This is a genomic window from Umezawaea endophytica (assembly GCF_025061645.1).
In the GTDB taxonomy this organism is placed as follows: domain Bacteria; phylum Actinomycetota; class Actinomycetes; order Mycobacteriales; family Pseudonocardiaceae; genus Umezawaea; species Umezawaea endophytica.
In genome coordinates this window covers 174982-186504 of record NZ_JANYMP010000018.1, presented here as the reverse complement: position 1 = coordinate 186504, position 11523 = coordinate 174982, and the positions used below count along the sequence as shown (strand labels likewise).

12 protein-coding genes are annotated in these 11523 nt (G+C 71.4%); 7 read left to right on the top strand and 5 right to left on the bottom strand.

What is annotated here, in order from left to right:
* Positions 1–36 precede the first annotated feature (36 nt).
* The 4 genes from NZH93_RS32165 to NZH93_RS32150 all read left to right on the top strand — a co-directional run bounded on the left by NZH93_RS32165 (position 37) and on the right by NZH93_RS32150 (position 3450).
* Positions 37–975, top strand: coding sequence for an ABC transporter ATP-binding protein (locus tag NZH93_RS32165; protein WP_259627021.1), 939 nt, complete (start codon positions 37–39; stop codon positions 973–975).
* Positions 972–1784: an ABC transporter permease gene (locus NZH93_RS32160; protein ID WP_259627020.1), complete on the top strand. Its 813-nt coding sequence runs from the start codon at positions 972–974 to the stop codon at positions 1782–1784. The genes NZH93_RS32165 and NZH93_RS32160 overlap by 4 nt, the downstream gene beginning before the upstream one ends.
* 8 nt (positions 1785–1792) lie before the next feature.
* Positions 1793–2389, top strand: coding sequence for a cadmium resistance transporter (locus NZH93_RS32155; RefSeq protein WP_259627019.1), 597 nt, complete (start codon positions 1793–1795; stop codon positions 2387–2389).
* Between the two features lie 92 nt (positions 2390–2481).
* The gene (locus tag NZH93_RS32150; RefSeq protein WP_259627018.1) at positions 2482–3450 is read left to right on the top strand and encodes a COX15/CtaA family protein; all 969 of its coding nucleotides are present in this window, start codon (positions 2482–2484) and stop codon (positions 3448–3450) included.
* A 4-nt stretch (positions 3451–3454) separates the two neighbouring features.
* Here NZH93_RS32150 and NZH93_RS32145 read toward each other — a convergent pair whose 3' ends face one another.
* Positions 3455–3919 (bottom strand): GbsR/MarR family transcriptional regulator, encoded by a 465-nt coding sequence (locus NZH93_RS32145; protein ID WP_259627017.1) that lies wholly within the window; start codon positions 3917–3919, stop codon positions 3455–3457.
* Between the two features lie 201 nt (positions 3920–4120).
* On the opposite strand from NZH93_RS32145, the gene NZH93_RS32140 reads away from it, so the two are divergent.
* Positions 4121–4915, top strand: a complete 795-nt coding sequence (locus NZH93_RS32140; protein ID WP_259627016.1) for an alpha/beta fold hydrolase — start codon at positions 4121–4123, stop codon at positions 4913–4915.
* 53 nt (positions 4916–4968) lie between these two features.
* Here the strand turns inward: NZH93_RS32140 and NZH93_RS32135 are convergent, their stop codons facing one another.
* From NZH93_RS32135 to NZH93_RS32120, 4 genes are all read right to left on the bottom strand, one after another.
* On the bottom strand, positions 4969–5691 hold the full coding sequence (locus tag NZH93_RS32135; protein WP_259627015.1) for a Clp protease N-terminal domain-containing protein: 723 nt from the start codon (positions 5689–5691) through the stop codon (positions 4969–4971).
* 102 nt (positions 5692–5793) lie between these two features.
* On the bottom strand, positions 5794–6291 hold the full coding sequence (locus NZH93_RS32130) for a DUF742 domain-containing protein (RefSeq protein ID WP_259627014.1): 498 nt from the start codon (positions 6289–6291) through the stop codon (positions 5794–5796).
* Positions 6292–6298: 7 nt separating this feature from the next.
* Positions 6299–6730, bottom strand: a complete 432-nt coding sequence (locus NZH93_RS32125) for a roadblock/LC7 domain-containing protein (protein ID WP_259627013.1) — start codon at positions 6728–6730, stop codon at positions 6299–6301.
* Complete coding sequence (locus NZH93_RS32120; RefSeq protein ID WP_259627012.1) at positions 6727–9078, bottom strand: sensor histidine kinase; 2352 nt, start codon at positions 9076–9078, stop codon at positions 6727–6729. The genes NZH93_RS32125 and NZH93_RS32120 overlap by 4 nt, the downstream gene beginning before the upstream one ends.
* A gap of 193 nt (positions 9079–9271) precedes the next feature.
* On the opposite strand from NZH93_RS32120, the gene NZH93_RS50910 reads away from it, so the two are divergent.
* Together NZH93_RS50910 and NZH93_RS32110 are read left to right on the top strand one after the other, a co-directional pair.
* Positions 9272–9922 (top strand): DUF485 domain-containing protein, encoded by a 651-nt coding sequence (locus NZH93_RS50910; RefSeq protein WP_308214258.1) that lies wholly within the window; start codon positions 9272–9274, stop codon positions 9920–9922.
* Positions 9923–9930: 8 nt separating this feature from the next.
* A complete protein-coding gene (locus tag NZH93_RS32110) occupies positions 9931–11520 on the top strand; it encodes a monocarboxylic acid transporter (protein WP_259627010.1) in 1590 nt (529 codons plus the stop codon).
* The last annotated feature ends 3 nt before the right edge of the window (positions 11521–11523 follow it).

Genomic DNA, 11523 nt, shown 5'->3' with positions numbered 1-11523 from the left:
CCGCGTGGCGGGTGGCACGCCCTAGGCTTCCCGGTCGTGACCACCCAGTCCGTGACCTCAGCCGTCGAAGTGTCGGGACTGGTCAAGCGCTACGGCCCGACGGTCGCGGTGGACGGGCTCGACCTCACCCTGCGGACCGGGACGGTGCTGGCGCTGCTCGGCCCCAACGGCGCGGGCAAGACGTCGACCGTCGAGGTGTGCGAGGGGTTCCGCACCGCCGACGCGGGCACCGTCCGCGTGCTGGGCCTCGACCCCAGGACCCAGGGCGACCAGTTGCGGCCCCGCATCGGCGTGATGCCGCAGGGCGGCGGCGGCTACCCCGGCGTCCGCGCCGACGAGCTGCTGGCCCTCATCGCGACCTGCTCGGCGAACCCGCTCGACCCGGCGTGGCTGCTCGACGTCCTCGGCCTCACCGGCGCCGTGCGCACCCCGTACAAGCGCCTCTCCGGCGGGCAGCAGCAGCGCCTCTCGCTGGCGTGCGCGCTCGTCGGCCGCCCGGAGCTGGTGTTCCTGGACGAGCCCACGGCGGGCATGGACCCGCAGGCGCGGCGGCTGGTGTGGGAGCTGATCTCCGCGCTGCGGCGCGACGGCGTGAGCGTCCTGCTCACCACGCACCTCATCGACGAGGCCGAGGAACTGGCCGACCACGTCGTGATCGTCGACTCCGGCCGCGTCGTCGCCCAGGGCAGCCCGCGCGAGCTGACCGCGGACGAGCCGGACGAGCAGCAGCTCCGCTTCCGCACCCGCGCGGGCCTCGACACGACCCTGCTGCTGGCCGCGCTGCCCGAGGGCCTGGAGGTGCGCGAGTCCCCCGGTGGGAGTTACGTGGTGGAGGGGCGCATCGACCCGCAGGTCGTCTCGACGGTGACGTCGTGGTGCGCGCAGCAGGGTGTGCTGGCCGAGGAGCTGATGGTCGCCAAGCGCAGCCTCGAAGACGTGTTCCTCGAACTCACCGGCCGGGAGCTGCGCTCATGACCCGGACAAGCACGATCGGAGATCCGTTGACGTCGTCGGTCAGGTTCACCCCCGGCACGTTCACGCCCTCGCCCGGCCGCGGCAGGCTCGGCAGGATGTTCCTCGCCCAGTCGCGCATGGAGATGCTGCTGACGCTGCGGCACGGCGAACAGGTCCTGCTCACCGTGATCATCCCGGTGGCCCTGCTGGTGGCGCTCACGCTGATGACCGTCATCCCCATGCCGGACCCCAGGGTCGGCTCCGCGACCGCCCGCGTCTTCGCGCTGGCGATCCTCTCGTCGGCCTTCACCGGCCAGGCCATCGCGCTCGGGTTCGACCGCCGGTACGGGGTGCTCAAGCGGCTCGCGTCCGCGCTGCCCCGGTGGCTGCTCGTCGCGGGCCGCGTGACGGCCGCGCTGGCCGTCGTGGCGGTCCAGGTGGTCATCCTCGGGGGCACGGCGCTGCTGCTGGGCTGGCGGCCACCGGTCGGCGGGATCGCGTGGGCCGTGCTGCTGATCGTGCTGGGCACGTTGACGTTCGGCGCTCTCGGCGTGCTGCTCGGCGGGGCGCTGCGGGCGGAGATCGTGCTGGCGCTGGCGAACATCGTGTGGTTCGTGCTGCTGCTGATCGGCGGCGTGGCGCTGGGCGTGGAGTCGCTGCCCTCCGGGGTCGCGGCCGTCGTGCAGCTACTGCCGTCGGCGGCACTGGCGGAGGGTCTGCACGCCGCCGTCGTGGACGGCACCGGGCCGGGCTTCGGACCGGTGGCGGTGCTGCTGGTGTGGGGCCTCGGCGCCGCGGCCATCGCCACCCGCACCACGAAGCTGGACTGAGCCGGGCCGTGACCCTCGGCACCGTCGGCCAGGCGGCGGGCCTGTTCGCCGTCACCAACGTCGACGACATCGTCGTCCTGGCGCTGTTCTTCGCCCAGGGCGCCGGGCACCGCGGGTCGACGCGGGCCATCACCCTCGGCCAGTACCTCGGCTTCGCGGGCATCCTCGCCGTCGCGGTCGCCGCGGCGTTCGGCGCGACCTTCCTGCCCGACGCGGCCGTCCCCTACCTCGGCCTGCTGCCGCTCGCGCTCGGGATCAAGGCGGCCGTGCAGGCGTGGAAGCACCGCCACGACACCGACGAGGAGCGGGCCGCGGGGAACGGCGGGCCGAAGGCGCTCGCGGTGGCGGCGGTCACGTTCGCCAACGGCGGCGACAACATCGGCGTCTACGTCCCCGTCTTCGCGACCGCGGGCCTCGGCGGCACGGCCGTCCACGTGGTGGTGTTCCTGGTGCTGGTCGCCGTCTGGGTCGCGGCGGGCAAGTACTTCGCCACGCGCCCGGCCATCGCGCAGGCGTTGTCGAGGTGGGGGCACGTCTTGCTGCCGGTCGTCCTGATCGGCATCGGCCTGCTCATCCTCGTCGAGGGCGGCGCGTTCGGCCTGTAGGGCGTCCGAGCGGCGGAGACGCCCGTCACGCCGCCCGACCGGCCCCAACCCCGGCCGTCCGGCTCTCAGCGACCCCGTCCTACCATCGACGGGTGTCGGTCCCCCCCTGGTTCACCAACCGCCTGCTCCAGTTCCAGCGCGCCATCGCCGTGGCGCTGGTCATCGCCCAGGGCGGCATCGCCGTCACCGGGTCGATCGTCCGGGTGACCGGGTCGGGGCTCGGGTGCCCGACGTGGCCGCAGTGCGTCGCGGGCAGCCTGACGCCGGTGGCGCACCCGGAGATCGGGCCGCTGCACCAGTGGGTCGAGTTCGGGAACCGGACGCTGACCGGCGTGGTCGGCATCATCGCCGGGCTGATCGTCCTGGCGGCGTGGCTGGGTCGGCCGCGGCGCCGCCGGGTCCTGCTGCTGGCGCTGGTCCAGCTCGGTGGTGTGGCGCTGCAAGCCGTGATCGGCGGCATCACCGTCCTCACCGGACTGCTGTGGTGGACGGTTTCGGTGCACTTCCTGGTGTCCATGGGTCTCGTGTGGCTGGCCGTGCTGCTGCACCGGTCCCTCGCCGAAGGCGACGAGCCCGCGGAACCGCTGCTGCCCAAGGCCCTGCTGCACCTCCAGGTCGTGCAGGCCGTGGTGCTCGGGTTCCTGCTGCTGGCGGGCACCTTCGTGACCGCCGCCGGTCCGCACGCGGGTGACGCGGACACGCCGCGGCTCTCGCTGCCGGTGGACGCGCTGGCGCAGGTGCACGCGGACCTGCTGTTCCTGTTCCTCGGCATGCTGACGGCGCTCGGGTTCGCGGTGCGCGCGTTCTCGACGGACACCGTGCTGCGCCGCCGCTTCTGGATCCTCGTCGGCGTCGTGCTCTCGCAGGGGGCGCTGGGCATGGTGCAGTACTGGACCGGCGTGCCCGAGGTGCTGGTGTCGCTGCACGTGCTGGGCGCGGGCGCGACCGTCGTCGCGACCGCGGGCCTGTGGGTGGCGAGCCGGTCGCGCGGACCGGTGCCGCCCGAGGTGGCGCCTGCCACCCACGACCACGTCGAGGCGCTGGCCGACCAGCCCGCCTAGGCGGTCACTTGGGCGGCGTGGGGCGGCGTTCCCAGAGCGGGGGCAGTTCGTCCGCGAGCCAGGTGTAGAGCTGGTCCACGGTGCGCAGCCGGTGCGCGCGCTGCGGGTCGCCGCTGAGCAGCCGCATCCCGGACTCGGTCAGGTCGCGGACGCTGACCAGCGCGTCCAGCCTGCGCTGCACCATGTCGGCCCAGCGCTTCTCGTCGACGCGGTACTCGGCGGCCTGCCGCCCGCGCCTGGTGCGCTTGGTGACCAGTCCGGCGTTGACGAGGAACTTGAGGTTGGTGCTGATCGAGCCGCTGCTGGCCTCCAGCTCCTGCGCCAGCTCGGCCGCGGTGCGCTCGACCGGTTCGCACACCAGCAGGTAGCCGAGGATGCGGCCACCGATGAGCGGGATGCCCTCCTCGGCGAAGTGCGCGGCCAGCCGTTCGATCCAGGCGGAGAGGCGGGTTTCCCGTCCGACGCTCACGAGGACTCCTTGGTTTCGGTCAACACTGAAGCCATAGTAGCCCGATTATCGATCTTGGCAAGCAGCCCGCAGTAGTGCGGAAGAAATCGATAATCGGCGCGAATAATCAACGCGAAAGAATGAACACGGGTCAAGGTCATCCAGCAACGTCCCGATGAACACCCGACTGTGCCCCGAGCCCCAGACGACAGAAGCCGGACGATGAACCTCCTCCTGAACCAGGCCATTCCCGTCGACCACGGCGGAGCGGTCGTCGACGTCGTCGCGGACATCAGGCCCGCCGGACCGGACGTCGTCCTGCTGCTGCACGGCCTCAGCTCCACCAAGGAGAGCTTCGCGGGCGTCGTGGAGTCCCCCGCGCTGGCCCACCTCACGACGTGCGCGATCGACCTGCCCGGCCACGGCCGCACCGCGCCGCTGGTCACGGGCCCGCACACGCTGGAGGCCTACGCGGACGTGGTCATCCGCGTCGTGGCCCGCCTGGCCCCGCTCCGGCTGCACGTCGTCGGGCACGGCCTCGGCGGGGCGGTCGGCCTGATCGCGGCGCAGGGCAGCACGAAGGGCCTGGTCACGTTCACCAGCGTCGAGGCCACCCTGGTCGGCGAGGACGCGGGCCTGGTCAGCAGGCAGATCGCCGACCTGGAACTGGAGGACTTCGCGGTCAACGAGTTCCACCGGTTCGTCGACTCGCTGCGGTCGGCGCCCGAGGCGGACCTGCGCGCGTGGGGCGACTGGACGGCGACGTGCGCACCCGCCGCCGTCCACGAGAGCTCCCGGTCGCTGGTCGAGTGGGCGGACAGCGGGAAGCTGCTCGGGTGGTACCGGGCCCTGCCGCGCGCCGCCCACCTGTACGGCGCGCTGGGCGACCGGGCCGGGCACCTCGTTCCGCTGCTCGACGAATCGACCACGTTCGCCATTCCGGATTCCGGCCATTTCCCGATGGTCGACAATCCCGGCGCACTCCATTCCGCGCTGGCCGCGATCATCGGCCACTAGCTCACACGAGCGCGATCACCACGAGCACGGCGAGCAGGACCCGCACCACGGCGTCAGTCCTCGGCGACGAGCCCGACATGGCGCTCCACCCGGTCGAGGCGGTCGATCAGCGGGGCGAGTTCCCGGCGCAGCGCGGACGCCACGTCCTCCGCCCCCGTGGGCTGGGCGCGGAGGTGGACGTAACCCGCCAACGCCGCGACGACGGCCGCGCGGGCACCGCGGAGGTCGACCCCAGCGGCGCGCAGGGCTTGACCGCCCACGCCGTCGGGCTCCGCGACCAGGCCCAGGAGCAGGTGCTCGCAGCCGACGTAGTTGTGACCGAGCGTGAGCGCCTCGGTGACGGTCAGCACCAGCGCGTTCGCGGCGTCACCGCCGAAGCGCTCCGGGGTGTTCCCGCCGTCGGTGGGCTCGCGACGGGCCAGCTCGCGCGCCACCCGGTCCGGGTCGACCTCGATCGCGCGCAGCACGTGCAGCGCGAGGTTGGCGCCCTCGGCGAGCATCCCGTGCAGCAGGTGCTCGGTGCCGACGTGCACGGCCCCCTGAGCCCGCGCCCGTGCCACGGCGAGCGCGATGACGTCGCGGGTGCGCTGGGTGAAGCGCGAGAGCTGCAACGACGCGGCGTCGGACGCCAGGTCGTCGAGCACGACGGCCCGGATGGCGGTCACCCGCTTCACCGACTCCTCCAGCGCCCGCTGGCAGACCGCCGAGACGGGCACACCCGACTCCTTGACCGCCTCGGCCAGCTCGTCCGGCAGGTAGACGTTGATCTTCGGCATGGCTGGGAACCCCTTCCCGATCGTGTAACCCCATGAATACCCCCATGTGGGGTTACACGTCAAGGAGGGCAGCCGCCATCGCGGTAGGTCGAGGTGGGTGCTTCAGAGCTTGCGGAGACCGCTGAGGACGCGTTCCATCAGGCCGAGGTCGGGGATGTCGCCGTCGACGACGGCGGTCGCGTGCACGTCGAGCAGGCCGCGCTCGGCCATGTCGCCGAGCAGCACCTTGGCCACACCGAGCGGGATGCCGAGCAGGGCGGCGACCTCGGCGACGGAACGCGGCCCCTCGCACAGGGCCATCACGTCCTGGTACTCGGCTTTGATCGGGCCCGCGTACAGCTCCTCGCCGACGCTGACCATGGTCTCGATCTCCAACTGGAAATCGGACGTCGTACGACCACCGGTCCACGAGTAGGGCCGGACGATCGCCGCGGACTCCTCCACGTCGTCCGACGGCGTGGCCACCGGCTGGGCGGGCAGGCTGATCTTCTGCGCGGCGGGCGTGTCCTTCTTGCCCTTGCGCCCCCTGCGCGAACCGCCCGCGAGGGTGATCCCGTTGAGGAGGTCCGCGAACGACTGCTCGGAGTCCGGTCCGGTCATAACCGCCTCACGCCGACATCCTGGTGGCTCCGTGCAGCTCCGCACGGAGTTCCGGCGTGAGGAGTTGGCCGACCTGGTCCACCACGACGGTCATCTCGTAGGCGACCTGGCCCACGTCGCTGTCCGGCGCGGCGAGCACCGCGAGGCACGATCCGTCGCGGACGGACATCAGCAGCATGATCCCGTGCTGCATCTCGACGACCGAGCGGAGCACGCCGCCGCCGTCGAAGAAGTTCGCCGCGCTCTGCGCGAGGCTGGTGACGCCTGCCGCGATGGCGCAGAGCTGGTCGGCGCGCTGGCCCGGCAGGCCGGAGGACGCTGTGAGCAGCAGGCCGTCCACGGAGATCACGACGGCGTGCGCGACCCCCGGAACGCGCTCGGTGAAGTTGGTGATCAACCAGCCGAACTGGTCCACCTGGCGAGACCGCGGTGAGGTCATGGGTTCTCCTGTGCGGGACGGTGATCGCCGGAATCCCGCACACCTTGCCGGATTCCGGTCTGGTAGTTCGAGAGGAAGCCGCGTGTCGCGTTCGGATCCCGCCGTGCGGGTGCGGCGCCCCCTGGATCCGGACGCCCAGCGACGAGGTTGCCCCTGGGTCTGCGCTTCGGCAAGTCGACCTCGGAGTCCGGTTCCGGGGTCGGGTCGGGCTTGACGCCGTTCGTCCGGGGAGCGGCGGGGTCGGCCGCGTCGTCGAGCCGGTGCCGGGGCGCCTCTCCGGTGGGCAGCTTGCCCTTGAACCAGACGGCACGGGTGGCCGCGGACGGGTCGTCGTCGTCGACGGCCTTGCCGCGGAACGAGGACCACTCCCCGTCGTTGCCGGGTGCCGGTGTGGCGCCGGGCCTCGGTCGGGCGGACGGCACGGCCTGTGCGCGGCGCGCGGCGGGTGAGGGCAGGGCGTCGACCACGGTGGGCGCCGTGGCGCTGGGCTGGCGGATCAGTTCCGGCGGCACGCCGACGACCGCGCGCAGCCCGTCGCGGTGCGGGCCCTGGTCGACCAGCGTCACCTCGACCTGGTGCCGGGCGGCGAGCCTGGCGATGACGAAGTGCCCCATCTGCCTGGACGCGGGGAGTTCGTCGGTGTCCACGGAGCGCAGCCGCACGTTCGCCGCCTCCAACTCCGGTGGTGCCATGCCGACGCCTTCGTCGATCACGTCGATCACGACGCCGCCGCCGTTACGGGGCCGCCCGACGATCACGACGTGGCTGCGGGGCGGCGAGAACGCGGTGGCGTTGTCCAGCAGTTCCGCGATGAGCCGCACGAGGTCGCTGGCGGCGTAGCCGACGACCTCCACCTGCGGCGTGGTCTGCACGACGACCCGCTGGTAGTGCTCGATCTCCGACGCCGCCGCGCGCAGCACGTCGCCGAGCGGGATCGGCTTGCTGAACCGGCGGGTCACGTCGGTGCCGGACAGCACCATCAGGTTCTCGTTGTTGCGCCGCATCCGGGTCGCGAGGTGGTCGAGCTTGAAGAGGTTCGCGAGCTGCTGCGGGTTCTCCTCCTTGCGCTCCAGCTCCTCCATCAACCGGAGCTGCCGCTCCACCAGGCCCTGGCTGCGGCGGGACAGGTTGACGAAGGTGTTGCGCAGGCCGCCGCGCAGCCGGGCCTGCTCGACGGCGGAGCCGACGGCCTGCTGGTGCACCGCGTCGAACGCGCGGGCGAGCTGGCCGAACTCCTCGGTCGTGTGCACGGCCACCGGTTCGATGACGACCTCGCTCGCGCCCTCCTCGCGGAGGTCGGCGACGAGTTCGGGTAGCTGGTGCTGGGCGACGTGCAGCGCGGTGCGCCGCAGGGTCAGCAGCGAGCGGATCATGTTGTTGCCGAAGACGACGCCGACGCCGACGGCGGCCAGCAACGAGGCCAGCAGCACCATCGAGATGAGGCCCGCCTGGTCGCTGGTCTCGTCCTGGAGGGTCGCGACGGTGTCCGCCAGCTCGCCCTCCAGGCTGACGAGCACCTTGTTGACGAGCGTGTCGGTGGCGTGGGAGGCGGTCTCCCAGTCACCGATCGAGACCTTCGTCGCGAGGGCGGGCGGGTCCGGGTCGTCCGCGGTGGCGACGGTGGTGAGGGCGTCCCGCACCATCCGGTCGCGGTCCAGGACGTCGCGGCCGTTCACGGTCTGGGTCCGCAGGTCGCGCTGCCCCGACGTCGCGAGCGCGGCGAAGTCGGCGACCCGGTCCAGGTAGCGGAGCTGCGACTGGTCCAGCATCGTGGCCTCGGAGTCGAGGACGCGGCCGCGGCTCACCCCGGCGAGGAGCACCGCGTGCTGGAGCGACAACTGCTCGCCCGCCATCTGGAGGTTGTGCAGCGCGCCGCCGGTGCTCGCCAGCGTGGCGTCGCCGAACTCGTTGACCAGCGCCTGGTCGAAGTCGAGCATCGAGCGCAGGACGGTCGTGTAGGCGATGACCGAGACCGACACGTCCGAACCGGCGTCGATCGACTGCCGGAGCTGCGGCAGCGCGTTGACCTGGGTGGTGACCTCGGCGAACCGGGCGGAGGCGACCTCGCCGACGGGTGTGCCGGGGTCTTCCGCGAGGCCGCGCACGAGTTCGAACGCGCGGGTCGTGACGGCTCCGCGCTCGTGGAAGGCGTTCGCCTCCGGTGACGCGCCGTCGACGCGGTCGGCCTGGTGGGCCCGCTCGTCCTGGACGGCGGCGACCAACGGGGTCAGCGCGGAACGCAGCGTGACCAGTTTGCCGATGGAGGCGTAGGAGTCGGCGCGCACGACGTAGCCGCGGATCTGGAGGACACCCGTGCCGACGGCGACCGCGACGGGAACCAGCAGCACCGCGGCGACCTTGACCGGAAGTCGCCAATTGCGCCAGTCCACCACGGTGGCCCACCGCCATCGAACACGGTTCTGCACAGTCACCGGATGGACCCCAAGGTCGGTAGTCGAGCGATCACCGCGCGGGTTGGGCGCGGTTAGCTGTTTGAAATCGATGTTGTGTTTCGCTAGCGGGTCGTGATTCGCGGCGGCGATGTCGTCGGATGATGGTAGGCGAGGGTCAGGCCCCCGACAACGACCAACGCGCAAGATTGTCACCGAATGGAGTAGTGGGGAGCAGACCGAACGGTGCGGACGTGGACGATCGGGCAACCCGTACCTGGGCCATCCGGTTGACTCCACGGCTCGCCCAGCTACGCTGTGCGCCGCCGGCTCCCGGTCGTCGCGTCGACCGCTCCCGCCGGAATCCCCGTGGAGGACCACGATGACGAAAGCCGTGCCGCGACCCCTTGATTCGCGGCAGACACCTAATCGCGGGCGCGGGTTCGCCACATTCGACGAACCCTCGAAGCCGTTGTTGGTAGACGACGAAGGCAATCCCGACTTCGTCGCCATCCAACAGAGTGAGGAATTCACGGCGCTGCGCAGGCGGGCTCTCCTATTCATCTTCCCGATGACCGCTCTGTTCCTCGCGTGGTACCTCACGTACGTGATCGCGTCGGCGTACGCGCACGATTTCATGAGCACCAGGGTGCTGGGCGTGGTCAACGTCGGGATCCTGCTCGGCCTGTTGCAGTTCGTCACGACGGTGGCCCTGACCCTGTCCTACGCGCGCTACGCGAAGCGCAGGCTGGACCCGCAGGTCAGCGCGGTCCGCGAGCTGGCCGGAATCGTCGAGGAGTAGCGGTGCGGGTGGACGGGCCAGCCACGGGCGGCAACGTGGCGATCAACATCAGCGTGTTCGCCGTGTTCGTCCTCATCACCCTGTACGTCGTGTACCGCGCGAGCACCCGCAACACGACGGCGGCGGACTACTACGCGGCGGGCAGCAGCTTCACCGGCCCGCAGAACGGGATCGCGCTGTCCGGCGACTTCCTGTCCGCGGCCTCGTTCCTGGGCATCTCCGGCGGCATCGCGGTGCACGGCTACGACGGCTTCCTGTACTCCGTCGGCTGGGTGGTCGCCTGGCTCATGGGCCTCATGCTGATCGCGGAGCGCCTGCGCAACACCGGCCGCTTCACGCTCGGCGACGTCCTCTCGTTCCGGATGCGGCAGCGCCCGGTCCGGGCGGCGGCGGCGAACGCGACGCTGGTGATCTCGCTGTTCTACATGGTCGCGCAGATGGCGGGCGCGGGCGCGCTGATGGCACTGCTCCTCAACGTCCAGGGCCGGGTGGGCCAGGGCATCGTCATCGCCGTGGTGGGTGTCGTCATGGTGCTGTACGTGCTGGTGGGAGGCATGAAGGGCACCACGTGGGTGCAGATCATCAAGGCCGTGCTCCTGCTGCTGTGCGTCAGCTTCATGACCATCTTCCTGCTGGGCAAGTTCGGCTTCAGCCTCTCGGCCATCATGGAGACCGGCTCCCGGAACACCCCGCTCGGCGAGAGCGTGCTGGACCCCGGCGCCCTCTACGGCGGCAGTGAGCTGTCGAAGCTCGACTTCGTCTCGCTGGCGCTGTCGCTGGTGCTCGGCGTCACCAGCCTCCCCCACGTGCTGATGCGCTTCTACACCGTGCCGAACGCCCGCGAGGCCCGCCGCTCGGTCGTCTGGGCCACGATGCTCATGGCCACCTTCTACCTGTGCACGCTCGTCATCGGCTTCGGCGCGCTCGCCCTGGTCGGCTCGGAGACCATCGCGGCGGCACCGGGCGGCGAGAACTCGGCCGCGCCGCTGCTCGCGTTCGAGGTGGGCGGCGCGGTCCTGCTCGGCATCGTCGCGGCGGTGGCCTTCGCCACCATCCTCGCCGTGGTCGCGGGCCTGACCCTCACCGCGTCGGCGTCGTTCGCCCACGACGTCTACGCCAACGTCATCAAGCGCGGCACCGCCGACCCCCGCTCGGAGGTCAGGGTCGCCCGGCTGACCGCCATCGCGGTGGGCCTGCTGTCGATCGTCGGCGGCATCGCGGCCAGCGGCCAGAACGTGGCGTTCCTGGTGGCGCTGGCACTGGCGCTGGCGGCCTCGGCGAACCTGCCGACGATCATCTTCTCGCTGTTCTGGAAGCGCTTCAACACGTCGGGAACCCTGTGGAGCATCTACGGCGGGCTCTCGTCGTGCCTGGTGCTGATCATCTTCTCACCGGCCATGTCGGGCGCGCCGAGTTCCATCTTCCCCGAGGTCGACTTCCACTGGTTCCCGCTGGGCAACCCCGGCATCGTCTCCATCCCCCTGTCGTTCGTCTGCGGCTGGCTGGGCACCCTGTTCAGCCGCACCAAGGCGGACCCGGTCAAGCAGGCGGAGATGGAGGTCCGGTCGATGACCGGCATCGGCAGCGGCCTCACCTGAGCG